General features: G+C 62.1%; 23 protein-coding genes, 1 tRNA gene and 1 pseudogene. 10 read left to right on the top strand and 15 right to left on the bottom strand.

Annotated features, from left to right (window positions below; translation table 11 throughout):
- Positions 1-54: 54 nt before the first annotated feature.
- Entirely contained in the window at positions 55-1395 is a 1341-nt protein-coding gene (locus tag CAP2UW1_RS09260) for an anaerobic C4-dicarboxylate transporter (protein WP_015766362.1), read from the top strand.
- A gap of 103 nt (positions 1396-1498) precedes the next feature.
- Here the strand turns inward: CAP2UW1_RS09260 and CAP2UW1_RS09265 are convergent, their stop codons facing one another.
- Positions 1499-2278, bottom strand: coding sequence for a GDSL-type esterase/lipase family protein (locus CAP2UW1_RS09265; RefSeq protein WP_015766363.1), 780 nt, complete (start codon positions 2276-2278; stop codon positions 1499-1501).
- 301 nt (positions 2279-2579) lie between these two features.
- On the opposite strand from CAP2UW1_RS09265, the gene CAP2UW1_RS09270 reads away from it, so the two are divergent.
- On the top strand, positions 2580-3167 hold the full coding sequence (locus tag CAP2UW1_RS09270; RefSeq protein ID WP_015766364.1) for a malonic semialdehyde reductase: 588 nt from the start codon (positions 2580-2582) through the stop codon (positions 3165-3167).
- 180 nt (positions 3168-3347) lie between these two features.
- Here the strand turns inward: CAP2UW1_RS09270 and rfbC are convergent, their stop codons facing one another.
- Positions 3348-3890 (bottom strand): dTDP-4-dehydrorhamnose 3,5-epimerase, encoded by a 543-nt coding sequence (gene rfbC / locus CAP2UW1_RS09275; protein ID WP_015766365.1) that lies wholly within the window; start codon positions 3888-3890, stop codon positions 3348-3350.
- A gap of 59 nt (positions 3891-3949) precedes the next feature.
- Entirely contained in the window at positions 3950-4864 is a 915-nt protein-coding gene (gene rfbA / locus CAP2UW1_RS09280; protein WP_015766366.1) for a glucose-1-phosphate thymidylyltransferase RfbA, read from the bottom strand.
- A gap of 604 nt (positions 4865-5468) precedes the next feature.
- Here rfbA and CAP2UW1_RS09285 point away from each other — a divergent pair.
- The 3 genes from CAP2UW1_RS09285 to CAP2UW1_RS09290 all read left to right on the top strand — a co-directional run bounded on the left by CAP2UW1_RS09285 (position 5469) and on the right by CAP2UW1_RS09290 (position 6641).
- Positions 5469-5553 (top strand) — tRNA-Leu (locus CAP2UW1_RS09285).
- A gap of 223 nt (positions 5554-5776) precedes the next feature.
- Entirely contained in the window at positions 5777-6076 is a 300-nt protein-coding gene (locus tag CAP2UW1_RS24515; RefSeq protein ID WP_081444143.1) for an Arm DNA-binding domain-containing protein, read from the top strand.
- The gene (locus CAP2UW1_RS09290; protein ID WP_015766367.1) at positions 6003-6641 is read left to right on the top strand and encodes a toll/interleukin-1 receptor domain-containing protein; all 639 of its coding nucleotides are present in this window, start codon (positions 6003-6005) and stop codon (positions 6639-6641) included. The genes CAP2UW1_RS24515 and CAP2UW1_RS09290 overlap by 74 nt, the downstream gene beginning before the upstream one ends.
- Before the next feature lie 337 nt (positions 6642-6978).
- On the opposite strand, the gene CAP2UW1_RS09295 is transcribed toward CAP2UW1_RS09290, so the two are convergent.
- The 5 genes from CAP2UW1_RS09295 to CAP2UW1_RS09315 all read right to left on the bottom strand — a co-directional run bounded on the left by CAP2UW1_RS09295 (position 6979) and on the right by CAP2UW1_RS09315 (position 13781).
- Entirely contained in the window at positions 6979-7305 is a 327-nt protein-coding gene (locus tag CAP2UW1_RS09295) for a hypothetical protein (protein WP_015766368.1), read from the bottom strand.
- Between the two features lie 225 nt (positions 7306-7530).
- On the bottom strand, positions 7531-7758 hold the full coding sequence (locus CAP2UW1_RS09300) for a DUF6794 domain-containing protein (protein ID WP_015766369.1): 228 nt from the start codon (positions 7756-7758) through the stop codon (positions 7531-7533).
- Positions 7755-10913 carry a type I restriction endonuclease subunit R gene (locus tag CAP2UW1_RS09305; protein WP_015766370.1) on the bottom strand — a complete coding sequence of 1053 codons (3159 nt, stop codon included), beginning with the start codon at positions 10911-10913 and terminating at the stop codon, positions 7755-7757. The genes CAP2UW1_RS09300 and CAP2UW1_RS09305 overlap by 4 nt, the downstream gene beginning before the upstream one ends.
- Complete coding sequence (locus CAP2UW1_RS23660; RefSeq protein ID WP_015766371.1) at positions 10910-12244, bottom strand: restriction endonuclease subunit S; 1335 nt, start codon at positions 12242-12244, stop codon at positions 10910-10912. The genes CAP2UW1_RS09305 and CAP2UW1_RS23660 overlap by 4 nt, the downstream gene beginning before the upstream one ends.
- Positions 12234-13781 (bottom strand): class I SAM-dependent DNA methyltransferase, encoded by a 1548-nt coding sequence (locus CAP2UW1_RS09315; protein WP_015766372.1) that lies wholly within the window; start codon positions 13779-13781, stop codon positions 12234-12236. The genes CAP2UW1_RS23660 and CAP2UW1_RS09315 overlap by 11 nt, the downstream gene beginning before the upstream one ends.
- 707 nt (positions 13782-14488) lie before the next feature.
- Between CAP2UW1_RS09315 and CAP2UW1_RS09320 the strand changes: the two genes are divergently transcribed.
- From CAP2UW1_RS09320 to CAP2UW1_RS09340, 5 genes and pseudogenes are all read left to right on the top strand, one after another.
- Positions 14489-14758, top strand: a complete 270-nt coding sequence (locus CAP2UW1_RS09320) for a hypothetical protein (RefSeq protein ID WP_015766373.1) — start codon at positions 14489-14491, stop codon at positions 14756-14758.
- Positions 14751-14984: a hypothetical protein gene (locus tag CAP2UW1_RS09325; protein WP_015766374.1), complete on the top strand. Its 234-nt coding sequence runs from the start codon at positions 14751-14753 to the stop codon at positions 14982-14984. The genes CAP2UW1_RS09320 and CAP2UW1_RS09325 overlap by 8 nt, the downstream gene beginning before the upstream one ends.
- On the top strand, positions 14981-15163 hold the full coding sequence (locus tag CAP2UW1_RS09330) for a hypothetical protein (RefSeq protein WP_015766375.1): 183 nt from the start codon (positions 14981-14983) through the stop codon (positions 15161-15163). The genes CAP2UW1_RS09325 and CAP2UW1_RS09330 overlap by 4 nt, the downstream gene beginning before the upstream one ends.
- Entirely contained in the window at positions 15160-15435 is a 276-nt protein-coding gene (locus CAP2UW1_RS09335) for a hypothetical protein (protein WP_015766376.1), read from the top strand. Before CAP2UW1_RS09330 ends, CAP2UW1_RS09335 begins: the two co-directional genes overlap by 4 nt.
- Positions 15436-15965: 530 nt before the next feature.
- A pseudogene (locus CAP2UW1_RS09340) lies at positions 15966-16763 on the top strand (IS91 family transposase); the annotation flags it as partial.
- A gap of 1305 nt (positions 16764-18068) precedes the next feature.
- Here the strand turns inward: CAP2UW1_RS09340 and CAP2UW1_RS09345 are convergent.
- From CAP2UW1_RS09345 to CAP2UW1_RS09375, 7 genes are all read right to left on the bottom strand, one after another.
- Entirely contained in the window at positions 18069-18563 is a 495-nt protein-coding gene (locus tag CAP2UW1_RS09345; RefSeq protein ID WP_015766377.1) for a hypothetical protein, read from the bottom strand.
- Between the two features lie 54 nt (positions 18564-18617).
- The gene (locus CAP2UW1_RS09350) at positions 18618-19061 is read right to left on the bottom strand and encodes a nucleoside 2-deoxyribosyltransferase (protein ID WP_015766378.1); all 444 of its coding nucleotides are present in this window, start codon (positions 19059-19061) and stop codon (positions 18618-18620) included.
- Between the two features lie 75 nt (positions 19062-19136).
- On the bottom strand, positions 19137-20105 hold the full coding sequence (locus tag CAP2UW1_RS09355; protein ID WP_015766379.1) for an IS5-like element ISCap2 family transposase: 969 nt from the start codon (positions 20103-20105) through the stop codon (positions 19137-19139).
- Positions 20106-20204: 99 nt separating this feature from the next.
- The gene (locus tag CAP2UW1_RS09360) at positions 20205-21818 is read right to left on the bottom strand and encodes an SIR2 family protein (RefSeq protein ID WP_015766380.1); all 1614 of its coding nucleotides are present in this window, start codon (positions 21816-21818) and stop codon (positions 20205-20207) included.
- A gap of 134 nt (positions 21819-21952) precedes the next feature.
- On the bottom strand, positions 21953-22915 hold the full coding sequence (locus CAP2UW1_RS09365) for a 5'-nucleotidase (protein ID WP_015766381.1): 963 nt from the start codon (positions 22913-22915) through the stop codon (positions 21953-21955).
- Positions 22916-23559: 644 nt separating this feature from the next.
- Complete coding sequence (locus tag CAP2UW1_RS09370; RefSeq protein ID WP_015766382.1) at positions 23560-26211, bottom strand: FAD-dependent oxidoreductase; 2652 nt, start codon at positions 26209-26211, stop codon at positions 23560-23562.
- 23 nt (positions 26212-26234) lie between these two features.
- A complete protein-coding gene (locus CAP2UW1_RS09375; RefSeq protein WP_015766383.1) occupies positions 26235-26708 on the bottom strand; it encodes a Crp/Fnr family transcriptional regulator in 474 nt (157 codons plus the stop codon).
- Positions 26709-26834: the final 126 nt, after the last annotated feature.

Raw genomic sequence — 26834 nt, forward strand, 5'->3', positions numbered from 1 at the left:
ACTTGCCGTCAGTCGCCGCTACGACATTGCTGAACCCGAGGAAGAGGTCCCATCATGACGTTGACGCTCGAACTGCTGCTAATTCTCGTCTGTCTGTTCTACGGCGCGCGCAAGGGCGGGGTGGCGCTCGGCCTGCTGGGTGGTATCGGCGTCGTGGTGCTCGTTTTCGTGTTTCACATTCCGCCGGGCAAGCCGCCGGTCGACGTGATGCTGACCATTGTCGCGGTCGTCGCCGCCTCGGCGACCTTGCAGGCCTCGGGCGGCCTGGAGGTACTGCTGCTGCTGGCCGAGAAGGTGCTGCGGCGAAATCCGAAGTACGTGTCGATCCTGGCACCCTTCGTCACCACCTTCCTGACCATGCTCTGTGGTACCGGGCACGTCGTTTATACGATGCTGCCGATCATCTACGACATCGCCATCAAGAACGGTATCCGGCCGGAGCGGCCGATGGCGGGCTCCTCGATCGGCGCCCAGATGGGCATCATCGCCAGTCCGGTGTCGGTGGCCGTCGTCTCGCTGGCGGCGTTTCTCGCCAAGGCGCCGGCGGGCGCGCCGGTGATCGATTTCGTGACGCTGCTGTCGATCACCATCCCGTCGACGCTGGCCGGTGTGCTGATGATCGGCATCTTCAGCTGGTTCCGCGGCAAGGACCTCGACCAGGACGAGGACTTCCAGAAGCTGATCGCCGATCCGGAGAACCGCAAATTCGTGTACGGCGAGACGGCGACCTTGCTCGGCAAGACGCTGGATCGGGGCCAGTGGGTGGCAATGTGGATCTTCGTCGGCGCGATCGCCACCGTCGCGACTCTGGGTGCGTTCGAGGCCCTGCGGCCGAGTTTCGCCGGCAAGCCCCTGTCGATGGTGTTGACGATCCAGATGTTCATGATGATGGCCGGCGCATTCATCATCATCTTCACCAAGACCAATCCCGCGACGATCGGCAAGACCGAGGTATTCCGGGCGGGAATGATTGCCGTGGTTGCCGTGTTCGGTGTCGCCTGGATGGCCGATTCGGTCTTCGAGGCCAACCTCCCGATCATCAAGGACGCCCTGGCCGACCTCGTCAAGACGCAACCCTGGACTTATGCGGTGGCACTGCTGATCGTTTCGAAGTTCGTCAACTCGCAGGCGGCCGCGATCAGTGCGATGGTGCCGGTGGCGCTGTCGATCGGCGTCCCGCCGGGTTACGTCGTCGCCTTCGCTGCAGCCTGCTATGGTTACTACATCCTGCCGACCTACCCGAGCGACCTGGCGACCATTCAGTTCGACCGCTCAGGGACGACGCACATCGGCAAGTACCTGATCAACCATAGCTTCATACTTCCCGGGCTGATCGGCGTCAGCACCTCCTGCGTCATCGGCTACATCCTGGCGACCGCACGCGGGCTGGTGTAAGCTGGCCACCGCCGGCCGAGGAGACCCTGCCCATGGCAATCGACGGCAGACGGCGTACGCCGGGGATGGCGCGGTGACTCATGGCCCGATGCGCGGGTGGGGTTCAGGCAATCCCGGCGGCTTCCAGCGGGGCCTGCCAGCATTTCGCGAGGCGATTGAATCCGGGGACGGTCGGATGCAACTCATTGGCCCAATCGGCGGAAGACAGGGTCTTGCGTCCGTCCACCAGTCGGACGCTGGGCGCCTGGGCCTGGACCTCCTCCAGTGCGACGCGGAAGCGATCGATCAGGACATTGACCAGATCCTGCTGCAGGGTTCGCTTCACCTTGCATTGGTCCATCGGAAACTGCAGCCATTGCCCGAGCCCGAGGAAGCCTTCGCCGTTCGGGCAGGCGTAGTCGTAGCCGTGTATGAACACCGGCGTACCCGGGATCTTCTTTTCGACGAGCGCGACGACGCTCAGCAGCGAGTCGCGAACGCGCCGGAAAAGCTGCTCGGGCTGTCCGGCACGCAAACAAGCGGCGGCCGCGGTGGCAGCACTGCAGTTGTCGAGCAACGTCTGCGGCAGGTCGTCACTGCCTGCGAGGTCGTTGCCGCCTCCGGAAAGAAAGACCGCCTTCAGGGTTCGGCCATAGCCCTTGTCGCGGTCGAGGTCCTTTTCGATCTGAGCCCGAATGGGGCCCGACTGATACTCGAGCGCCTCCGCCCCGTTGTGTCCCCGCACGAGGATGACATGAGTGTGTCGGCGGTTGACGATGTTGTGCAGCGGAGAAGCCAGGTTGTTCTCGGGATACCAGAACCACGAATCGCCGATCGCGAGGATGGTCGGAAATACGCCTTCCCGCTTCAGGATCGATTCATTCCAGACAGGGCCGTTGATCATGTCGTTTCCTCCGGTTGATTGCGTGAGATCAGGCAGTGCCGAGCGCGCTGCAGGCGTATGTTCCCACCTTGCGCGCGTGTTCGGCAATGCTTGATCTCGATCTGGCCGTCCTGCTCGTCATCCCAGCCGGCGCGCCGAAGGCGGTTTCTTCAAACCAGGGCCCCGCTTTGTGTTTCGTGTGCGGTCGCTTCAGGCGCTTGCCATTCATGTCGGCAAGTGCGCCTCACAGGTCACCGAAGATGTCATACTCGACGTCGCCTTCGCGCCCCTGAACCCGTAGACCGAACCACAAGGAGCCACCATGCCAGCCCTGAGCACCGAAGCCCTCGAGCAACTTTTCGTGCAGGCGAGAACCCACAACGGTTTCGCCCACGAGCCGATCCCCGAGTCCACCTTGCGCCGCCTCTACGACCTGATGAAGTGGGGGCCCACCTCGATGAACTGCCAGCCGGCGCGCCTGCTCTTCGTCAGCTCGCCAGAGGGCAAGGCCAGGCTCGCGCCTGCGCTTTCTCCGGGCAACCTCGACAAGACGCTGGCGGCTCCGGTGACCGTTATCGTTGCCACCGACAGTGCCTTCTACGAGCACCTGCCGACGATGTTTCCGTCCTACGACGCCCGGCCGATGTTTGCCGGCAACGCCGAGCTGGCGGCCACTACGGCCTTTCGCAACGGCACCTTGCAGGGCGCCTACCTGATTCTGGCCGCGCGCGCGCTCGGACTCGATTGCGGCCCGATGTCGGGGTTCGACACGGCCACGTTGAATGCGGCGTTCTTCCCGGACGGGCGCTATCAGGCCAACTTTCTCTGCAATCTCGGCATCGGCGACCCCGCCAGACTGCATCCTCGCGGTCCACGGCTCGCCTTCGAGGAAGCGTGCCGGATTGTCTGACACGCGCGGAATTTCGTGGGGTCGTCTGCCGCGATACTCGCGCTGAAGACCGCAGGCCGGTGGTCGGGTGGGCGGGGCCAGCCGAGTCCTGGACTCGGGGAGAACGGGTTTGCGCTGGCCGACGCCTGCCGCACGTTGCACCGCACCCGACTGCACAGGTGGGTCGCCGGGTGGTGGTTCTCAGGCGTAGGCTTCGGCCAGCCGTAGGGGGGTTCCGATACGGTCCTTGGCGGACAGGGCAGGCTCGTCATCGAGGGGCCAGCGGATGCCGATGTCGGGGTCGTTCCACGCGACGCAGCGCTCATGTTCCGGTGCGTAGTAGGCGGTGGTCTTGTACAGAAAGTCTGCTGCTGGCGACACCACCAGGAAACCATGGGCAAAGCCTGGCGGAACCCAGAGCATGCGCTGGTTCTCGCCGGAGAGCGTCACCCCTGCCCAGCGGCCAAAATGCGGCGACGACCTGCGCAGATCCACTGCCACGTCGAACACTTCGCCGCTGGTGACCCGGACCAGTTTGCCCTGCGGTTCGTGGATCTGGTAGTGGAGTCCGCGCAGTACGCCCTGGCGGGACCGCGAATGGTTGTCCTGGACGAACTCCACGTCCAGACCCAGATCGGCAAAGGTCCTGCGGTTCCATGTTTCCATGAAGAAGCCGCGGGCGTCGCCGAAGACCTTCGGTTCGACGATCCATACATCGGGGAGGTCGGTTGGAATTCGTTTCATGGCAAGGGCACCAGAGGTTGGGGAGGGGGATCCACAGGCATGGAAAACAGCCGACGCCGCTACTCGTCGAGCAGTGCCAGCAGATACTGCCCGTAGAGGTTCTTCTTCATCGGCTGGGCCAGCGCTTCGACTTCACTCGCCGTGATGTAACCCTGGTGGTAAGCGATTTCCTCCGGGCAGGCGATTTTCAGCCCCTGCCGTTTCTCGATGGTTTCGATGAACAGGCTCGCCTCGAGGAGTGACTCATGGGTTCCGGTATCCAGCCAGGCATGGCCGCGGCCCATCATCGAAACAGAAAGGTCGCCCCAGTCCAGATACTGTCGGTTGACATCGGTGATCTCGAGTTCACCGCGTGGCGAGGGCCGCAGGTTCCGGGCGACGTCCACCACGCGCTGGTCGTAGAAATAGAGCCCGGTTACGGCGTAGTGCGATTTCGGCTCGCTCGGCTTCTCTTCCAGGCTGATGGCGCGTCCCGTACTGTCGAATTCGACCACCCCGTAACGCTGTGGATCCTGGACGCGGTAGGCGAACACGGTGGCCCCCTCCTGCCGCGCATTGGCCCACTGCAGGTCATTGGCGATCTCGTGACCGTAGAAGATGTTGTCGCCCAACACCAGGGCGGAAGGTCGGTTACCGATGAAGTCCGCGCCGATGATGAACGCCTGCGCCAGGCCGTCCGGCGTGGGCTGGACCGCGTAGCGGATGTCGAGTCCCCACCGCCGGCCATCGCCCAGCAATTGCGCGAAGCGTGGCGTGTCCTGAGGCGTCGAAATGATCAGGAAGTCGCGAATCCCCGCCAGCATCAACGTTGTCAGCGGGTAGTAGATCATGGGTTTGTCGTAGATCGGCAGCAATTGCTTGGACACCGCGAGGGTGGCCGGGTACAGGCGCGTTCCCGAACCTCCCGCCAGGATAATGCCACGCCGGTCGGATTGGGCATGGGCGGCCGGTGTCTTGAAGAGATCAGATGTCATTTCGCGCTCCTGAGTAATGGGGGGAGAGAAGCCGGGAGTTCGGGTCAGGAGCCCCCGTTCCTTCCAGGCATTCGCCAGGCAGTCCTGGCACCAGCGGTGGCCGCCAAGCGCATCCGGGGGCGACCCACGTCAATTCCCTCATGCGCAGCCCTTCCGGCGGGAAGACGGCCTTCCGAGCTTTCGACCTTTCGACCGTCATTAGATCCAGCGCAGCCGGCTCGTTCTGCAAGCCCAACAACCGCGCGCTGCGTGGTGCTACGGTCGTGTGGCCGAAATGATGGTGATCTCGAATTTCATATCATGCCAGAAATCCTCGTCTTCGTCCTCCGCGTCCGCGACGGGGAGCGGTACGGCACTCCCGCCGCACCGTGACGCGCGAGGCCCGGCTGCACGTGGCAAGGCGCCTGCTCGATCCGTCGGCCGATCGCTGTGTCGGCCCAGGCTGGGCCTGCCGGTGGCGTGGAACCCTCTTCGCGAAGCTGACAGCGCGGGACCGTCCCGGGTAGAATGCCGTATTGGCGCGAGGGCAGGGGAGCCATCGGGTGCCGCCGGGATGAGTTCAGAGCGCCCCTGTCGTCCGGCATACTGTTTGGTTGGTGGCAGAGCCCAGGTGGCGAAATTGGTAGACGCAGCAGGTTTAGGTCCTGCCGCCGCAAGGTGTGGGGGTTCGATTCCCTTCCTGGGCACCACAAAGCAATCCAAGGTAGTCCATAGCAGTCCAGAGAGCCCGCCTAAGTGCGGGTTTTTTGTTGCCTTTTGTCCATTGCGGGGTAACATGGTCCCAAAGCATCCGGCGAGAAACTGCGGTAACTCTCGGGGTAAGTCCAGCTGCTGGTGGGGTAACTTTTGGGGTAATTCCTCTTGGCCCCGGGGTAACTCCAAGGGATGAAACGAACCCGGACGCAGGCCGCTATGCCACTCACGGACACCACAGTACGCAACGCCAAGCCCGGCGCGAAACCAGTCAAGCTCGGGTTGTTCCTCATCGTGACCGCCGCCGGCGGCAAGTGGTGGCGCTTCCGGTACAGTTTCGAGGGCAAAGAAAAGCTGCTCCCTTTCGGTACCTATCCCGACGCGGCTTCGGAGCGACCAATCGACTCTACAGGTGAATTGGCAAGAGACCTTCTGGAGGTGCGTGATGCCGACAATTTTCTTAAGCTACTCGACAAAGGACCACTACTTTGCCGAGCTAGCCAGTATCAAACTCGCTGAGTCGGGCATCATGCTTTGGCGAGACCACGGGCAACTGCGTGCCGGAAGCGACTGGCGCGATGGAATCGAGCGCGGCATCTCCGATTCGGTCGCTGTCCTTGTCGCATTGAGCGAAAACTCCGCGAGTTCGTCTTACGTGACCTTCGAGTGGGCTTACGGATTGGGCAAGGGCAAGACAATCCTTCCCGTGAGGCTTGAACCGTGCAAGGTACACCCGCGCCTCGAACCTATTCAACATCTGGACTTCTCTATGCCAGGTCAACTCCCTTGGAACCTGCTTGTCGAGCGCATCCGTGAACTTGAGTCGGAGTCACCCTCGCAAGAGGATCTCGATGCTGTCGGCGCGATGCCTGACATCCCGCCGCAGGATCCGAGGGTCAATTCGATCCTCTCCTACTTGCGACAGAGGGGCTATCAATTTGTCAGCTACGACCGAATCCGCAGTCGCATCGATCCGACTCTAACCGACGACATTCTCGATGGACTGGTGAGAGACAATCGATCGACCTTCCGCCCCGCGAAGCTGAAGGACGGGAAGCATGGCCTAGGGAAGCTCGTTCCCTAACCGCGGCGCCGTCGGACGAATATGGTTGGAACGTGCGAGCGAAGGCACGAGCTGAACCGTTTATTCGACAAGCCTCCGCGCCGACCGCGCCACACGCATCCTGGCTGCGTGCAGCAATACCACCCACCGTGCGGGTCCGCAGTGGGCGGTATTGCAGAGCAGAGCCGGGGGGGCGTTCGCCATCATGTGCCAGCCGGCGAACACTCTGCCCACCGCTGCTTCTGCGATGAGCCGGTATCACGACGTCCTACTGTGCAGTACGGCGTCGTGACGGGACCGCACCGGACACCCTTACGTCCTCAACTTGCGTGGCGATAGGGTGTCCACAAGAGTCATGCTACTTCAGCTCCTCGCAGACACTGTGCGCTGGGTTCCCCTTGGCAATGCCGCTGTTGTCATCGCATTCGTACCCGTTGTTGGCATCCCATGGACCAGGAAGCTGACCAGGCGGGTTTTTCGCATCAGCATTGCCAACCGTGCCGGCGGCTGGCTTTCCGTACGCATTGCCGACCCCATTGCCGTTGCCCGACGGTGCACCAACATTGTCGGGGTAAGGGTCGTAGGGGCCCGACGAATTAGCCCCGCCAGCGTAGACAGGGGCTGCGACCGACACAAACATCAAAGCGCCGACAGCCAGGCCGACGCAGCGAGCGGTATTCCTCATGACTTTGATCCTCCTTCGAAGCCGACCGGCACGCCGATCGAAAAGTGATGTCGCTTCCACCTCGACAACAGGGTGATCCCACCGAATTGGCGATTCTTGAAGTCACAAGAACCCACCGTCGAGTCGGCGAGTCCGGACGTCAAAGCACATAGCGTTCAAGGCTCGCACCGACATCTGAACACTTCACCCGCGTGTGGGTCGCCAAGTTGGTAAGGCCACCATGCGTCAGACGGGGTCGGGACAAAACAGTTCCAGCATTTCCCGCAGCCTCTCCCACACCGCCTCGACGATCGCCGTCGATGCATCGTCAGGGTGCATCGGCTGATCGCCATCCCGAACAGCCATCATCAACCGATCGTTCCCCTTCCACAGCCCCAGGTTGTTCCGAATCCAGGCGCCCAGGCTCATGTGCAGGCCGATCAGCTCCGACTGCGCCAGCGCGGCAATGCTCACATCCACTCTTCGCCCAACACCTCAGCCTGCTTCAGCACCAGCTCGATTGCCGCCTCCTGCTGATCCGGGGGGTACTTGTACTTGCGGAGGATGCGTTTGACCATGAGTCGAAGCCTGGCGCGGATGCTGTCCCGCGCCGACCAATCCACGGTGATGTTCTGGCGCAGGCTCTCGGTCAGTTCGTGGGCGATCTTCTTCAAGGTTTCGTCAGACAGCTCACGTACCGCCGATTCGTTGTCGGCCAAGGCATCGTAGAAGCGAACCTCGTCTTCGGTCAGCCCCAGTGCCTCGCCCCGGTTCGCCGCCGCGCGGAACTTCTTGGCCATCTCGATCAGTTCTTCGATGACCTGCGCAGTTTCGATGGCCCGGTTCTGGTAGCGCTTGATCACGTTGGTCAGCAACTCGGAGAACTTCTTCGCCTGCACCACGTTGCCGGCAAAGCGGCTCTTGATCTCCCCTTCGAGCAGGCGCTCCAGCAGTTCGACGGCAAGATTGCGCTCGGGCAGGTTGCGCACCTCGGCGAGAAAGGCGTCGTCGAGAATCCCGATGTTCGGCTTGTCGAGGCCGACCGCGTCGAACACATCGACCACTTCCTCGGAAACGATGGCCGAATTGATGATCTGCCGGATTGCCAGTTCGCGCTGCTCATCCGTACGGCGCTGCTGACTGAGGTCGCGCTTGGTCAGGATGACCTTCACCGCCTGCATGAAGGCGACCTCTTCGCGTACTTCCTTGGCCGCGTCCAGTGTGCAACAGAGGGTGAATGCCCTGCTCATCGCCAGTGCGGTATCCGCAAATCGCTTCTTGCCGTCCTTCTGCCCGAGCACATGGTTGGCGGCGCCGGCGAGTCGCCGGTGGCCGGTGGTCAGGAAGTCGCTGTAATCGAAGCCGTGCAACATCCCGCGCAGGATGTCGAGTTTCTCCTCCAGCACCGCATACGCTTCGGCGACATCGACCGTCGGCCGGCCGCGCCCCTGGCTGGCGGTGTATTCCTTGAGCGCGCTCTTGAGTTCGTTGGCGATGCCGATGTAATCCACCACCAACCCACCCTGCTTGTCCTTGAACACGCGATTGACGCGGGCGATGGCCTGCATCAGGTTGTGGCCCTTCATCGGCTTGTCGATGTACATCGTATGCACGCAGGGCGCATCGAAGCCGGTCAGCCACATGTCCCGCACGATGACGATGCGCAGTGGGTCCGCGGGATCCTTGAAGCGCTTCTCGAGGCGCTTCTTGACCTGTGCGCTATAGATGTGCGGCCGGAGCAGTGCCTTGTCGCTGGCGGAACCGGTCATGACGATCTTGATCGCCCCCTTTTCCGGATCGGCGTCATGCCACTCGGGGCGCAACCTGGTGATCTCGTTGTAGAGATGGACGCAGATTTCGCGGCTCATGGCGACGACCATCGCCTTGCCGGTCTGGGCCTGGCTGCGTTCTTCGAAGTGGGCGACCAGATCGGCGGCGACGCTGGCGATACGGGGTTCGGCACCGACCACCTTTTCGAGCGCTGCCCACTTGCTCTTCAGCCGGGCCTGCTGTCCTTCCTCCTCGTCCTCGGCGAGTTCATCGACCTCGTCGTCGATGTGCGGCAGCTCGGCCTCGTTCAGCGACAGTTTTGCGAGGCGCGACTCGAAGTAGATGGCGACGGTCGCCCCATCCTCCTTCGCCTGTTGCATGTCGTAGACGTGGATGTAGTCGCCGAACACGGCACGCGTGTCGCGGTCCTCGCTCGATACCGGGGTCCCCGTGAAGGCGACGAAGGTCGCATTGGGCAAGGCGTCGCGCAGGTGCTGGGCGTAGCCGACCTGGTAGCGCGAAAGGTACGACGCGGCGGGCTCGGCGGCGAGCCGCGCGTTGGCGTCGTTGACGCCGTCGCCGGCCGTGTTCCGGGGCGCCCGGACGGTCTTGAGCCTGGCCTCGAAGCCGTACTGGGTGCGGTGGGCTTCGTCGGCAATCACCACGATGTTGTGGCGGTCGGAGAGGGTCGGGTAGGCGTCCTCGTCCTCGCCAGGCATGAACTTCTGGATGGTGGCGAAGACGATGCCGCCCGAGGGGCGGTTGCCGAGCTTGGCGCGCAGGTCTTGCCGGGTGTTGGCTTGTACCGGTTCCTCGCGCAGAAGGTCCTGCGCCAGCGAGAAGACGCCGAACAGCTGGCCGTCGAGGTCGTTGCGGTCGGTGATGACGACGATGGTCGGGTTCTCCATCACCGCTTCCTGCATCACCCGGGCGGCGAAGCAGGTCATCGTGATGCTCTTGCCGCTGCCCTGCGTATGCCAGACGACGCCGCCCTTGTGCGTACCGCCGGGGCGCGAGGCGGTAACCACCTGATCGATCGCCGCGCGCACCGCATGGAACTGGTGATAGCCGGCGATCTTCTTGACCAATGCGCCGTCATCTTCGAAGAGGACGAAGAAGCGCAGGTAGTCGAGCAGGATGGCCGGAGCCAGCAGGCCGCGTACCAGCGTCTCCAGTTCGTTGAATTCGCCGAGTGGGTCGAGCGCCACCCCGTCGATCGTGCGCCACTGCATGAATCGCTCGGCATTGGCCGAGAGGGATCCGAAGCGTGCCTCGCTGCCGTCGGAGATGATCAGCACCTCGTTGTACTGGAAGGCGTCCGGAATCTGTTCCTTGTAGGTCTGAAGCTGGTCGTAGGCCCGCCAGATGTCCGCGTTTCCGTCGGCCGGGTTCTTCAGTTCGATCAACACCAGGGGCAGCCCGTTGATGAACAGGATGATGTCCGGCCGGCGGGTGTGGTGCGGCCCCTTGATCGAGTGTTGGTTGATCGCCAGCCACTTGTTCTTGGCGGGGTTGGTCCAGTCGATCAGGCGGACCAGGTCACCCCGGGTTTCGCCGTCCTTCTGGTATTGCACCGGTACGCCGCCGACCAGCAGCTTGTGAAAGTGGCGGTTGGCCGACAGCAAGGCCGGGATGCCGAGGTCGAGCACTTGCTTGAGTGCATCCTCGCGGGCGGCGAGAGGGATGGAGGGGTTCAGGCGGTGAATCGCCTCGCGCAACCGGAACGGCAGCAGCACCTGCTGGTAGCCAGCGCGCTCCGGGTTGGCGCCGTCGGGGGCGATGTCAGGGCCGTAAAGGGTGTCGTAGCCGACTTCGGTCAGCCAGCCGAGCGCTTCTTGTTCGAGGTGATCTTCGGTCATGCGGCGACTTCCTCGAGCACGGCTTCGGCCTCCGACAGGCGCAGCTTGCCGGAGATCAGGCGAGGGAGCAGGGTGTCGCGCAGGGTGGCGAGGGTTTGGGCTTGTTTAAGGTTTTCCTTGACTCGCTCCATGACCGGCGACACCGTGCGCTCGAAGGCTGTGATAAACGCACCATTTGGATAAACGACGCAAACACCGGCCAAAGTGTCTCGGGTGATTGTGTCAAAGACCGAACCGTGAGTTCTTTGCTTCAATGTCTCGACAATTCGGTAGGTGTTGAAATAGGTGAAGTAATCATCACTGGCTTTTCCTCGCAAGCCGTAACAGGATTGATTCATCGCCATTTCTCGCCCGACAAGCGCGAGTCGTCCTACCGTGCCTCGGGCCGAAATAATGGTAGTTCCAAGGGGAAGCAAACTCGTGGATGAATTACGCAATCCTTGTTCAGTGATGTGCTTTACCGTGTCGATAACAAAGACATCGGTTACTGCAGGCGCATCCACGACCGAGAACCACGGGATATGCCCATTCCAGTATTCTCTGATCGAGGTCTTCGGCGTTCCTCCGCCGATCACCGTGATAGTTTCGATGAAGGAGCAACTACGCCACCCCCTCGGCACCAGTCCCAGCTCCGATTCCTCGAACTCATCCGGAAACAGCGCAGCGGTGGCTTCGTCCATCCCTTCCGGGGCGCGGCCTTCCTGCTTGGCGCGAACGGGGTCGAAATCGACGAACCACGACTTGAACAGCGCCTGCGCGATGGCTTCGAGCGTGGCGTTGGTCTCGCGCAGGAGGGTGATGCGGTCGTCGAGAGCCGACACCATCTTGGTGATAGTTTGCCGCTCTGCCGCAGGTGGCATAGGAATGGGTAAGGCCCGAACATCCTTGAGATTGATTGTTGTTTGAACCGTCGTGTTCGCCCTACTGGTCAAGAGGTGTTGCGATAGTGGCGACCTGAGGCAAAGGGCAATCCACTCGGCACTTACGTGTTGAAGCGGGTCAATAACCGCAACTGCCCGAGCCACATTGAAGCCTTTCAGTGCATCGGGAACAACAGCTACCTGACCGACAGAACCGACCAGAGTCAGTAACACCTCGCCACCAGCCAAACGGGTTCGCGCGTACTTAGCCTCTATCTCAGGCGCAACTCGCATGGTTTCAGAAAGATCAATACGGGTGCCACGGAAATTATTGACGCGAATGATTGGCACCCCTCCTGTAACGGGTGACCCTGGCTGAACCACGCCATAGCTTATTGAGTTAGCTCTCGCGCAATCTTCAAGGGACGAATACACCCAGCCTTCTGGCAACGCTGGAAGATCAAAATTCATACCCCAGCCCTCCTAGCTTCTGCCGGATCAAAGCATCAAGCTCCGCCCCCTTCGCCATCTGTTCGCCGAGCTTCTCGGTCAGCTTCTGCATCTTGTCGGCGAAGGCTTCGTCGTCGTCCTCGACCTCTTCGGCACCCACGTAGCGCCCCGGCGTCAGCACGTGGCCGTGGTCGGCGATCTCGGCCAGATTCACGCTTCGACAGTAGCCAGGGATGTCCTGATACTCCTCAGCGTCTGCCTCATCACGCCAGGCAGCGACGGTGCCGGCAATGCGGTCAATGACTTCATCGGACAACTCCGTCTGTACCCGGCTGATCATGCGGGCCAGCTTTCTGGCGTCGATGAACAGCACTTCACCCGGACGAGCAGCTTTGTGCTTGGTCAGGAACCACAGACAAGCGGGGATCTGCGTGTTGAAGAAAAGTTGCCCCGGCAACGCGATCATCACCTCGACCACATCGGCATCGACCATCGCCCGGCGGATGTCACCCTCGCTGTTCTGGCTGGAACTCATCGAGCCATTCGCCAGCACGATGCCGGCGCGGCCGCTCGGCTTCAGGTGGTACAGCATGTGCTGCAACCACGCGTAGTTGGCATTGCCCTGCGGCGGGGTGCCGAACTCCCAGCGCGGGTCGCCTTCCAGGCTGCCATGCCACCAGTCGCTGACGTTGAACGGCGGGTTGGCCAGGATGAAGTCGGCGCGCAGGTCCGGGTGCTGGTTGCGGGTGAAGGTATCGGCGGGCTCGCGGCCGAGGTTGAAGTCGATGCCACGGATCGCGAGGTTCATCGCGGCGAGGCGCCAGGTCGTCGGATTGGACTCCTGACCGTAGATGGACACGTTACCCAGCTTGCCCCCGTGCGCCTCGACGAATTTCTCGGACTGGACGAACATACCGCCGGAGCCGCAGCACGGGTCATAGACCTTGCCATGGTGGGGGGCGAGCACGGCAACCAGAGTCTTGACGATGGAAGCCGGCGTGTAGAACTGGCCGCCCTTCTTGCCTTCGGCGCTGGCGAACTGGCCGAGGAAGTATTCATAGACCTGCCCGAGCACGTCGCGGGCCTTGCCCGGGTCGGCACCGAAGCCGATGGTGGAGACCAGATCAACCAGTTCGCCGAGCTTGCCGTCGGGCAACTGGGCGCGCGCATAGCGCTTGTCGAGGATGCCCTTGAGCTTGGGGTTCTCGACCTCGATGAGGGTGAGGGCATCGTCGATGCGCTTGCCGATGTCCGGCTGCTTGGCGGCGGTGCGCAGGGCTTCCCAGCGGGCGGATTCGGGCACCCAGAACACGTTCACCTCGCGGTAGTAGTCGCGATCTTCGAGTTCTTCCGCGATCAGGTCGGCCGCGTCGAGGTAGTAATCGTCGGCCGGGTCAGCAAAGCGGCGCGCCAATTCGGCACGCCGCGCGGCAAAGGTGTCCGAGATGTACTTGACGAAGATCAGCCCGAGGACCAGGTGCTTGTATTCGGCGGCATCCATGTTGGCGCGCAGCTTGTCGGCGGTTGCCCACAAGGTCTTCTTGATGTCGTCGAGCATGGGGTGGCAAGCACAGTCTGTTGATCCAGCTATCCATTATGCATCGGGGTGCGTGACTGGACCAATTCCGGGGGAAATCGGTGCGCGACGTCGGCCACGAACGCTGAAGGCCTGCACGTTGCCAGCGTCAGGAGAACATCGGCGAACGATCTGCAGGTGGGCTTGCGAGAGGCGCGGGCAGCCGCTGCTGAGACTGATCTCGTACGTGCAGTGCGGAGCCGCTTCGCACTGACCGGGTTGGCGCAGGCCTCAGGAGTGCGTTCAACGTGCCAAAGAGCACCTGGCTGATCCGTGCTCAGACGCGTTGAAAAAGACCATACAGCGCACCAAAGCCGCGTGCCTGGGCACGGCGCAAGGGGGTTGGCAAGATGTTCAGGGGGGTCCAGAACTGCCTCTGCCAAGAGGGCGCGTGGGCGCTGGCGGGTCGCAGGAGTATTCTATGATTGGCAGTTTCCACAGCGAACTCGACAGGGACACGCGCAATTGGTCGGATCGGGTGGATTGTGAGTGACGGTAGCCGACCCTTATGCAAAGCTTTCCATAAGGGTCGGCTGCTGTCATGGACCGAAATCGGCGCCGCCCACCCACCGGCCCCAGGTCTCGACAACCCAGCGCAGCCAGGGATTCCGCACGAACGTCGCCCGGCCAGCCTCACCACTTCACATGATCTCCGGCCACCGCATTGGTCTCAGACAAAGGCGCAATCCATGACCCACAACTCCGCACCCATTGGACGCGCCGCCGCGTCAACCATCAATCCCCTCATCGGATCCTTTACGGAGGATTCCCTCAGCAACCTGTCGCGCATGGTCGACGATCTGGGCTACCTGCTGTCCCAGGTCGACAACCCGCCGGATGGCACCGAGCCGAGCTTGGGCAGCCTCTACCTCTTGTGTGGCACCATCAGCGCCGCCCTGAAGTACGAGAGCGAAAACCCGCACCTGGCCGCCGTCGGAAAGGAGGTGCGCCATGGCTGAGAAGACCACCCCGATGCCGCTGTCCGCCGCCGATGCCGTTGCGTACTTCCAGTGCTGTGGCGATGCCTTCGCCTGTCTGTCGGTCATCATGGGCGCCATCCAGGACGACGATAACCCCTCGACAACCGACGCCCTGATCGTCGCCGGGATGCATGTCGCCGACAGGTTTGCGCGTGTGGCGAACACCTGGCGCGACGAGGCGGCCGCGGGAGGGCTGAAACCATGAGAGCGACACAGCACGTGACCCCGTCTGCAGCCAATCCCTACTTCGCGCCGGCCGGCAGCTCTGCACAGCTGTTCGTGGTCAGCGAAGGCATCTCGACCGATGACGCGCTGGAAGGCGCTTCGATGTTTCTCTCTGCCGCCGCCGATCTGGGCGCCCACCACGAGGAGGACTCACGATGACCGCCATCGCCGAGCCCCGCCAGTCCATCAACTCGTCCGTCTACGACATCTCCCCCGGCGCCACCTCTGTCGACGTCCGCGAACTGTTGGAAGTCAAGCTGATGCACCTTGACGCCATGCTGGTGATGACCTGGGGCGTTGGCGGCGAGGCGTTCAGGAAACAAAGCGTCGCGGTACAAGACGGTTTCATGTGGTCCTGCCACGACGCGATCGTCGAGGAGTGCCGTGAGCTGGCCAACCTGACTGGCTTGCTGGTCGGCGACGGCCGCTGAATCCTACCGGTCCGGCAGCGCCAACCCGGCCGCGTGCCGGGTTTTTCTTTGGTGCGGGGCAGGGCATACTCCCACCCTTTTCAGGGGCAGCGTCGACAAAAGTGGGGTAACTCTCGGGGTAACTCAGAAATGCCAGAAGCGTGAAGCCTTGTTTAGCAAGAGTTGTGGCTTGCTGTTTCAGTCCCTTCCTGGCACCACAAAGCAATCCAAGGTAGTCCATAGGGACGTATCGCCCTGGAAGAAGAATAGAACCATGCCGAGTAGACCGACGCTAACCGGTCTGCCCTGATAGCCTAAACGCTCGAACTCGGCATTGCTCGGGACTCGGCATAGGCGCCACGCTTAAGCCACACACCTCGTCGAGGCGGGCGTCGAGCTCCCCGAGGTGCAGCGCATTCTCGGCATCACTCGATTCTCACGACGGTTCACTACACCCATCTGACGGATCAAACTAAGCATCACGCCATCGACCGCATCAACGCGTTGATGGACCGCTATCGCCTGGCCAAGGGGACGCCGCGATGATCTGCGGGCTGGCGGCGGCGCACGCCGACATCGTCTTCGATTTTTTGATGCGCTGTGCCTGGGAAACGGTGCACCGCTTTAGTCAGAACGACCGGCAGTTGCAGGGGACGCCGGGGGCGATCGCGGTCCTGCACACGCACTAGCGTCGGCTCGACTTCCACCCGCATGTCCATCTCGTCGTCCCCGCAGCGGCGGTCGATGCGACGAAGCCGCGCTGGCGACGCAAGCGGCGCGGCAAGAACGGCACCTACCTGTTCAACGAGAAGGCGATGGCCAAGGTCTTTCGGGCCAAGATGCTGGCGGCGATCGAGGCGGCCGGCATTTGCCTGCCGCCGTGCTATCCGCGGGAATGGGTGGCGCACTGCAAATCGGTTGGCAGCGGCGAGAAGGCCCTGATCTACCTCGGTCGTTACCTCTACCGCGGCGTCATCCGTGAACAGGACATCCTCGCCTGCGAGAATGGCCGGGTGAGCTTCCGCTATCGCAACGCCGAAACCGGCAAGTCGGAAAAGCGCTCGCTTACCGGCGCTGAGTTCCTCTGGCTGATTCTCCAGCACGTGCTGCCCAAGGGCTTTCGCCGCGCGCGCAATTTCGGCTTCCTGCACGCCAACTGCAAGCGCCTCATTGCCTTGCTGCATCTCTTGCTGAAGTTCGATCCGAACCGCTTCAAGCCACCGCGCAAGGAGCGGCCACCGATGCTTTGCTCGTGCTGTGGCGCCGAGATGGCGATCGTCAGGACGCGGATTCGACCGACGTCGTCCGCAGTCGTCGCGGTCGTGCCGCGCATCGGGGTCGCCCTCTGATCATGTAAGCCGAGCCCTCAGCGCTGCCCGGCCGCATTCGGGACTTCAGTTTCCCCAAGCTGAACGACTCGGCCGCCCGGAGTTCCGCACCCGCGACGCAAAGAACCGCCTCATTCGCGAAACCTTTGCCACCTGGGCACCGGCACTTCGGGACTTCCCGCTCCCAGCCCCCCGGCGTTCATGCCTTTGGGGTAAATCAAAAAAAGATATTTGCAGAGGGCGCGCCCAGCGCTCTGGCCCGGGCTCGTCCAACAGACCGATAGTTCGTGGCTGCGCACGATCTATCCTCGTTCGTTGGGCCTAGACATTGGCGGCTTCAACTATTTCGCGCACTCGGCGTGCAAGTTCTTCGGGGGCGTAGGTTCCAGACGCCGAGCGTTCGGCAGCTTCAACTAGCGACCGCAGGGCGAGAATTCCACCTACCCGATGCTCGAGACTTGCTCGAAGCCGCTGGTCATGCCCCGGACAAAACAAGCCCCTGCGCGGCACTTCACCACAACCACACTCGCATGACATTGCGCTCTCCCTGTTGATAGGCCCAATCGGGATAGGGAGAAGCCTCACGGCTCCCCCCTTCCCACACCACCGTGCGGACGGGTCACGTACACGGTGGTTCGGCAGATTGAGTCGGCAAGTCGACTGGCCCAGTGCTGGAGCAGCTCGAGGGTTCGCGACCCGCAAACCGGAGCCTCATCTCTGTCCGCTCCAAGCCCATGTTCATCCGGTCGGATGCAGTCACAGCCTTCATTGGACAACGATCACTCCTCTCTTTCAAGTTCCTCTCGGAACACCATTCGGGCCTTCGGTTGGCTCTCTGACTCCTCGCCGTCGCCTACCCTACTATGCCCTCTGCTGCCTTCTCCACGGTATTCAACGCCAGTTACCTAACCCCAGCCTCGGTCCTCTGAGGCACCGGGGAGATCTCCCGGTGTAAGACTCGTTGCCTTCGCTGCATAGACGCCGGATCTACAAAATGCACTCCAAGCGCAGATGGAGGACTTCGCCGTCACGTGCCCGCTCGTCCCGAGTACATCACGCCTGATATCCGGTTTTTGTTCATCGCCCCGCAGCTTTGGATTGGGCTTCCTTCAGACCCCGCCTCGCGGCGACGCCCTTGCCCTTCTCCTTGCCTTCGGCTCTGCGTAGTGGGGCTGGACGCACCGCAAGTGCGGCAAAACCTGGCCATAGGACTTCCACCTATGAAGTAACGCGCCATGCCCGGCGCACACGTCAAAGCTCAGGGACGCTGCGCGGTCTTATCGCGCAGCGTCCCGTGGAGCGCAGAGTTGGGCTATTGATTTGCATTTAATCCGACCCTGGCCCCTTTACCCGCCCTTTACCCTTGCCGCTGGCGTAGGCCGCGGCGATGGCGCCGTTCCGATCGTCACATTGCCGCGCGAAGTCAGCGAGAGGCTTCGGGACGGGCCGACCCCGGGCTTGCGGACCGTCGCGCAGATCGCTGCCGGCAGGAACGTGGCGGCGTACTGAACCGACAAAAACGTCAGAGCCCAGGAACAGTTGCTGCTTGCGTTGTTCCCATGGCGTCGTCGCCTGGCGGTTTCCTTCGGTGACGAAGCGACTGTACGCGGCAACGGCTTCCGGCATGGTCTCGCCGAATCCTGACAGGATCCACGGCGTTGCCAACCAGTCCGGCGTAGATTCATCGCCCATCGTTGCGCGATAGTTGCTCCACGGCCAGTCTCCAGGAGTGCGTACCATTCCTGCACGAACCGGGTTGAGAACCACGTAGCGGGCGAGTTCCAGCAGGCGTCGAGCGCGCCAACTCGTTGAACCACCCACTGCGGACCGGCACGGTGGGTGGTGTGGGGGCCGGGGGAGAGAAACCTCCGGCTACTAGATTTGGGCAGCCTGCCCGTCGAAGCACTCCTTTACCATTCTCAAAAGGAGCGACGGATCAGTGCATATGGCCGAAAGACATCCTGTCACCATTGGGTTGGCGCCCCAGGGGAAGCAGCGTCTGGAATCGGTGAGCAACCCGATAACGATCTTGTCCAACCCGCTAGCAAGGCCGAGTTCTACGCACACGCCTTCATCGGGAACTCGCCCGTCGAGCACCGCCACCACAAGATCACAGCTACGAATCTGTTCAAGGTCGCAGAGCCAGACCTGATGCGCGGCATCGTCTAAGTTGATGCCCTGGGCGATCAGATCGGCCATACGCGGTCCGTCCCGATGCGGATAGAACACGCCCCACGCCGTCTCGAGCGCCCGAACGCAATGGTCATTGAATAGTCTCTCACTTTGAGAGAAGAACGGTGCCGCAAGGCGTTGGTGCACTATTAGTAATTGCTAATATTCAATGAAACTGGATTCCTCGTTTCCGGCATGAGTTCCCCCATTTCCCGTCCGTCGTCATGCAGCAGGCGCAACTTGCCCTACCCGGACCGATTGCGGCATGCCCAGGTAGGTGAAGGTGTTGATGATGGCCGCCCGAACGTGGGCTTCGTTCACTTGTCGCTCGAAGCGTCGGGAGAACAGGGTGTCCCCCAGTTGCTTGAACCGGTACATCATGTTCTCGGCAATGCTGCGTCGGTGGTATCCGCTATCGTTCTTCCAGCCGTCGAGTCCCTTGGTTTCAATTTCCTGGAGGATGACGTCGCGAGCGTGGTCGCCTCCCCACGTGACCGCACCGTCGCGTGGCGGGATGGTGGCACGCGCGTCCCGCTCGGCGATTGCCGCATGGCAGCCGTGGCTGTCGTAGGCACCATCGGCCGAGACTTGGGCGATCTCGCCTTCGATCTGGTCGAGCAGGCCGGGCAAGATTTCGCTGTCGCCCCAGGCGGTGGTGGTCACTTCAATGCCGATGATGTCCTTGGTGCTTTCGTCTACGGCCAGATGGATCTTGCGCCAGGTGCGGCGCTTGCCGACACCGTGCTGACGCACCTTCCATTCGCCTTCGCCGAAAATCTTCAGGCCAGTCGAATCGACCACCACGTGCGTCGGCCCCTGACGCGGCCGGCGCGGTATCTTCACCGAAAGCTCTCCGGCCCGTCGCGACATGTGGGTGTGGTCCGGCACCGGCAGGTCCAGGTGACACAGGCGCATCAGCGACTTGATCAGTCCTTCCGTGGCGCGGTACGGCAACTGGAACAAGGTCTTGATCGTCAGACACGTCTGAATGGCCGTCTCCGAGTACAACCCGGGCTTGCCGCGTCCGATCGGACGCGGCGGCGTCCAACTGTCCCGGATGCTCGCCTCGTCGAACCAGATCGTCAGATTGCCTCGATTGACCAGCGCCCGGTCGTACTCCGACCAGTTCGTCACCCGATACCGCTGCTTGAGGCCCACCTCGCCAGTCTCCGGCTTCACTCGCATTGCCATGCCAACCTCCTCGGACACCCACGCCCCGCCACACCCGGGATCATGCCAATATACTACACCAACGCCGTGCCGCAAAGTAAATCAGCTTGGTTTTAGCGCTCATCCTGCGGCCAGCGCCTTCAATCTCGAAGCTATATCTAGTTCTTCGTACTCCCCGAGATGTATTATCTTGCATACTGCGCGAACCACCGATGCTAATGGCCTGGAAGATGTGGACAGCTCAGTTATAGCTTTTGGATCGGGTCCAAAAAGTTGGATAAAACGTTCCTGCTGCTGTCGCAAGTAATCCAACGTAGCGCCCTTGTGACGCTCTTTCGCGCGAGCCATGAGTTCCTCTGCACTCGCAGTCAAGAGAACAATGTGTCCAGGAACCAGACGTTCGCCGGTAGCATTGGGCTGAAGAACTCCAAGATGCTCTTTCGCACGTCGAGGAACGTCGGCTACCTCAGCAAATACCAGAGGGTCGAGTGGTGTCCGGTCGCAAGCGAGGAGTAGGTCTTTGTTTGTGAGCAATCGGAAGTTCTTCCGTCGAAATTGGGTGGAGACCCAATGATCCACCTCGCGACGATCCTCATCGGAGAGAGCAGTATGCGGCCTTTCCAACAATACTGGCCTTTGGTCGACCCATTCTGCGAGAGTCGACAAGCTCTTGAGATGCTGAATGACGGAGCTCTTGCCGGAGCCAACCGCTCCCGAAAGGTAGTAGACGTAGCGCTTCTTCAGGCCGAGTCCGTCCAATCCTTCCCGGAGGTCCGCATCTGAGCAGGAAAGCAGCCGCCCGAGGCTCGCCATCCCGGCCTTGGTCAAATGTAGCGTAACGACACCATAGACATCGAAGTTCGCGAGCGTCTCTGCGTCGTTCTTATCGGGTGGCAGATCTTCATCGGCTTCGCAATACCGGACGTAGTAGTGTGCATGCCCAGGGTTACAGTGAACGTTGTGGCGAAGTAGGTGCTTTAGGGTGGAGTCTGACAAAGAAAGACCCAGAAACAGACAAGTATAGCTCGTCAGATGCGAGATCAGGGTGGCGTAGTGCCCGCTCATCACATCAATGAGCTGGTCTGCGTACTCACCTTCTGAAAAGACAATGCTTTCACTGAATCCCTCAACAAGTCGGGTTGGTAGAAAGCCGTTCGGATGATAGATCACTCCCTTGGACCGGCGGAACTGGGTCGATGGGTCCCACACTGTCTCATAGACTCGCTCGTTGCAAGCTTCCTGCTCTGCACTGTAGGTGTGCCCAAGCATTCTTTCGACGGAATCATCGAAATTGTAGTTAATGGTGAGGGGGGCGGTCTTTATCGCCTCCAAGAAGTATCCAAGATAGGGATGTGCACGGGAAAGTTGACCGGCGTCTTCGGGGATTCCGCTATACAGGGCCTCATGCAGGAGCTGGATCCAGCGGTAGCGGATCTCACGTTCTGCTTCAGCAGATGCCGCGAACCGATGCTCGACGGTCCTGCCCAGATGCTGAATAAGCGCTTGAGTCTTGATAGTTAGCGGAGCATCGGCTGGCGTGCGCGCGTCCTTAAACTCGTCGCGTCTCGCCAAGCGGTCTACAAGTTCTCTCCAGTTGGGGAAGCCCAAGTCTAAGGAAACACCGGCGCCGAGGCCGATGGCGAGGCGCCCCGCTCGCTGACGATCGCGGAGATGCATTATTGCGCGTGAATAGCGCCGTAGCACGTCAAAGTCTGGTTGTTGCAGCGCAGGCATGGGGATGAAATCCGACTATGAAATGTTAGGGCCTGACGAGCCCTAGTCTAAGGGAACGAGGTTCATTTGGAGGAGTCTCGTCACATTACGACGAAATTGGCTGCCCAACGTGGAGCTCAGGGGCGCGGAGCCGACTAGCCGGCGGAGCGTCCCTCTGGAGCGCCTTGGTCGATGATTGTGTTCGCAATGCCGAATGGAATATGAACCATCGGTATATCTCCGGCCTCGGACTCAAGATGGCTTTTTTGGTCATCGAAGAACATATGGGGCTTTAGCCGCGTAAGAATTCGATCTTTCTTCATGCCGCCCAAGAAGAATGTTTCGTTTGCGCTTACTCCCCAATGCTCCAGCGTTGTTATTACTCTCTCATGCGCTGGAGCATTTCGCGCTGTAACGATGGCTGTTCGAATAATCCGTTTGTAATCTCTATCCTTCTCTTGTTCCTTATCTTCAAGCTTTTGCATGAACGAGAGCTTCTGAAATAGATCGGCGAGTGGACCGGGCTTGTGAGGAATGTGAGCTCTTGCCACTTCATAACTGTGAAACGCGGGAAGGTTGCTTCCTCTATAGACTGACTCAGACTCGTCGTCCGCGATAACGCCATCAAAGTCGAATGCTATTCGAAGTTCTTCCTCAGATTCGTCATCGCTAACGGTGCTGGGTAAAACCGTGCCAGCCGGATATTTATTGCGGATGGCTTTCTTTACATCTTCCTCGTCGGCTGACAAGAACAGTGATGCGTTAAAGGCCGGGATGTATTCATATGGGGATTCCCCCTCCATAAATGCGGCGCGCGAGATATCTAAACCATAATGCGAAATCGAGCGAAAGACTCTCTTTCCGGTGGCCGCCGAGTTTCTAGATAAGAGAACTACTTCCACGGGCGACTGCTTCGGGAAGCGTTTATTGATATTCAAGAAGCGTCGAACAAATGGAAATGCGACCCCTTTGCCAAGGACTTTATTCAAGTTGGCTTCCTGAAATTCCTTGTACGCCTTCGGCCCATTCTCGATAAATACTGCGTGTGACTCTGAAAGATCAAAAAGTGCGCTAGAAGACACGGCGACAACCAGTTTTCTTTCAATGGGGTATGCCATTTCGTACCTTCGTCATCGAACGTGATCTAGTAGTCCCATTTGACGCAAAGCCTTGCGTCACGATGCTGGATGGCTACGCGGATTGCGGAAAAATCGCCATTGAAAACAGTGTACTGCTTCTCGGACCGGGCCACTAATGGAAACTCCGCCAGGGCCAATGTCACCCGGAAGTCCCTCGGCACGCCTTGAATGGCCCGGGGGCACCCGCTGACGGAACTGTACCACAGCTTGCAGGGACGTCCGGTGAGTGGCCTGCGGCCTTGGTCCTGCCTCGCAGGCCGGAGGCGGACAAAGGATCGATCGTCGGTGAACCTAGATTCCGCTGTTGGCCCTCGAGCAGATTTGGCGAACGCGTGGAGTAGCAAGGGTTTGCGGCCGACTCTTGGCAACTGCGCTACAGTTACCCTTAGGTGGCTCCGAGGGGCTCGAAAAATCCAATGTGCATCGCGGGTTAGCTTCCGTCCTTGCCTTCAACGGAGGAGTCTAGGGTGAAGGTTCCGCCATGGCCCAGACCCCACCGGGCGTATGGCGCGCTCGTCCAGTCAGCTCGGCCGCCGGGTGCGACGGGGAGGTCCGCCACCAGTGGAGAAAAGAAGTGCCGACGCGTTGCCGGGCACGGCCGACGGGCACGCTGGTGGCACGAATCAATCGCTGCTCAGGCTGGCGAGAACCGACAGATCGCCGCGCCGCAATTCCGCCCAGACCGGGCTGAGGTCGGTGCCGGCCTGGACGACGCGGGTGAAGTCCTTGGCCGAACGCGGCGGCCCGACGTAGAGGGCACCGACCAGCACTCCCTGGCGCAGGATCAGGCGCCACCATGCCGCATCGTTCGGTGCCGCGGTGTATTCCTCATCGCCGGGCCGGGCGGAGATTTCGCCGAAGCTGCGCAGGTCGATACCGTCGCACTTGAGCTGGAGGACGATGCGCGGCGCCTGATAGGGCTGCCCCTGGCCGAGCACGGCGCCGGCGGCCGTGGCGGCCTGGGCGGCGCCGACTGTCCAGAGCCCACCGACGGCACCGGGCAGTTCGGCGACATCGCCGACGGCGAAGATGTCGGGGTCGCTGGTGCGCATGCTGGAGTCGACCTTGACGCCGCGTCCCACTTCCAGGCCGGCCGCCCGCGCCAGTTGGGTATTGGTGCCGATGCCGAGGCAGGCGACGAACACGTCCGCGCGGGCGCAGGGTCCATGCGCCAGCCAGGCGGCGCGCAGCGTCTCGCCCTGGCCTTCCCAGCGGCTGATGCTGACGTCGGTCAGCACCTCGATGCCGATGCCTTCCAGGTAGCTGGCCAGTCGGGCAGCCCCCTGGTGGTCGAGCTGGGCGTTCATCAGCCGGTCCGAGCGCTGCAGGAGGGTGACGTGCAGCCCCAGGTGGTGCAGGGCGTCGGCCGCCTCGACACCGAGTACGCCGCCGCCGACGACCAGCGCCCGGCGTGCGCGGCGGAGCTGAACGTAGTTGCGCAGCGCCTGGGCATCCTCTGCCGAGCGCAGGACGAAGGCATTGTCGAACGCCAGGAAATCCGGGTCCGGCGTCGTGCAGTGGGCGCCGGTAGCGAGGATCAGCTTGTCGTAGGGCAGACTTTCGCCGGTGGCGAGCAGCACGCTCTTGCTCTGCCGGTCCACGGAGCGGGCGATCGAGTTGCGCCAGACCTCGACGCGATTCTTGGTGTACCAGTTGTCCGGGATGAGTTGCAGTCCGTCCATGCCGGTGCGCCCGTAGATCAGCCGGCCGATGGCCATGCGGTTGTAGAAGTGGAGCGGTTCGCTGGTGATCATGTCGATCTGCAGCGAGGCGCTGAGACGGCGCAGTTGTTCGGCGGCGCTGGTGCCGGCGATGCCGTTGCCGATGATCACGACGCGGGAAACGCCGCAGGCGACGGCATGGTCGACTTCCGGCGCGGCTGGCGCCGCCTGGCTTTGTTCCGGCCCCGCAGAGGTCGGGTCGCGGTCGATGACTACCGGGCCGCTGACTCGGCACATGCACGCCAGACGTGCCTTGCCTTCGAGTCCGAGTCGCCGCAGCGTCGCCAGCTCGTCGTCGCCGGCAGGCGACAGATGCTTGCCACCTTCGCACACCACCACGGCGTCGGCGCCGCAGAGCCCGGCGCGGCAGCCGTAGTTGATCTTGAGACCGGCGCTTTCGATGGCATCGAGTAGCGTCGCGCCTTTCGGGACCGGGAAGGCGACCTTCGTCTCCCGGTCGGTGACCTCCGCTCCCTGCTTGCCACCGAAGCGGGTAAGCATCTGGGTCTTGCGGCTCGGTTCCGCTGCGCGCTCGGCGGGCTGCGCCGAGGCTTTTCGGAACAGGCCTTCGGCGTGCAGGCTGGCGCCGAGGAGCACCAGTCCACCGACCACGCCGACGCCACGGCTGGCCGTCGTCAGCCACTCGGGCGCCGCGAAGGACAGGAAACCGGACAGGGTGCCGAGCACGATCGGGCCGGCAAACCAGTAGAAGACGGCGAGCGCAACGGCCGCGAAAACGGCCGCGACGCGATGCGGCGACAACGGGAAGCAACTGGTCGCGATGGCATAGAGGCCGGCGGAGGCGCAGCAGGCGGCGAGGAGGATCGCGAGATACAGTTCGTAGCCATAGGACTGCGTCGGCCCCTGCAGGAAATAGGCGCCGATCAGCCCCGGCAGCAGGCCGATGAACAGCCGCCGTTGGCTCGCGTAGCGCGCGTCGGAATCGACGAGGTCGGCGAAGATGGCGCCGCGCGGATTGAAGTCGTAGCAGTTCTTCTGGCAGCCGACGCAGGTCGGGCAGTAGCCGTTCGGCACGACGACCAGCGGTGCCTGCCCATAAGTGCGCTGGATCGGTCCGAGCGGGCAGAAGGTGCCGCACCAGCCGCTGCGCCCGGCGAAGACCAGACCGCCGACGAAAGCCAGAATGAGGACGCCGACGATGCCGGCGGCTACCAGACCGCCTGAGTGGTTCAGAAGTGGCGAGCGGGCGGCGACGCAGGCGAGGAAGATGCCGACGGCGACGAGAAAGGCATGGTTCTTCCACTTGGCGGGTAGCGGCTGGTTGCGGCTGCTGCCGGTCATGCGTGGAACCTGGTTGACGAAGGCCATCGGGCAGACCTGACGCCAGAGGCCCGGCGCGATCACCAGCAGCGCCGGCAGCACCGGGATCGCCAGGCCCCACCAGAGCTTGAGTCCGACGGCGGGGTCAACCGTCAGCAGCGCGGCGAAGCCGAGGGTGACGAGCAGGGTGAGGACGCGGAGTACCTGCCATGCCGGCTTGGGCAGGGCGGAGGTGCGCTTGGTGTAGTTGGCGAAGAACAGCTCTGGGCTCATGGCATGGCTCTGTCGGTGGAGTCTCAACAGGCCGCCTCGAGCTGGCGCAGGCGCCGGCTCGTGTAGGCGGCGAGATCCTGGAGCAGGGAGATCGCCAGTGAGGGCTTCCAGGCAGCCAACTGCGCGAAGGCGGCGCGCCGCAAGGCGAGGACCTGGGTGCTTTCCAGGGCTGTCGCGGCAATCGCGCTGGCTTCGCCATCGAGGAAGGACGAGATGCCGAAGGCCTCGCCTTCGCGCAGGCGATCCACTTCCCGCTCGCCCTTGCCGGCTTCGCCGGCGGTGATCCGGACGCTGCCGGAGACGATGATCAGCAGGGCATCGCTGCGCTCGCCGACGGCGACGATCCGGCTGCCGGTGGCAAAGCGCAACTCGGCGACGAAACTGTCGAGGCTGTCGAGTTCCTCGTCCGAGAACTCCCGCAGGACCGGCCGCAAGCCGGCCGGGGCGACGCGTTCGGTGACCTGTTCGTTCGGGTCGGTGTAGCTGAAGAACTTCATCGGAGCCTCCCTGCGCCGGCATGCCGGCGCTGATCGTTGAATGGCGAAAAGCGAGTCCTGAACGCAGCGCATCACGATCAGGGGCGAATGGTCCGGCGGCGTCCCGGCTCCCTGTCGTCAAGCACT

Origin of the sequence: Candidatus Accumulibacter phosphatis, assembly GCF_000024165.1 — a bacterium.
In the GTDB taxonomy this organism is placed as follows: Bacteria; Pseudomonadota; Gammaproteobacteria; order Burkholderiales; family Rhodocyclaceae; genus Accumulibacter; species Accumulibacter phosphatis.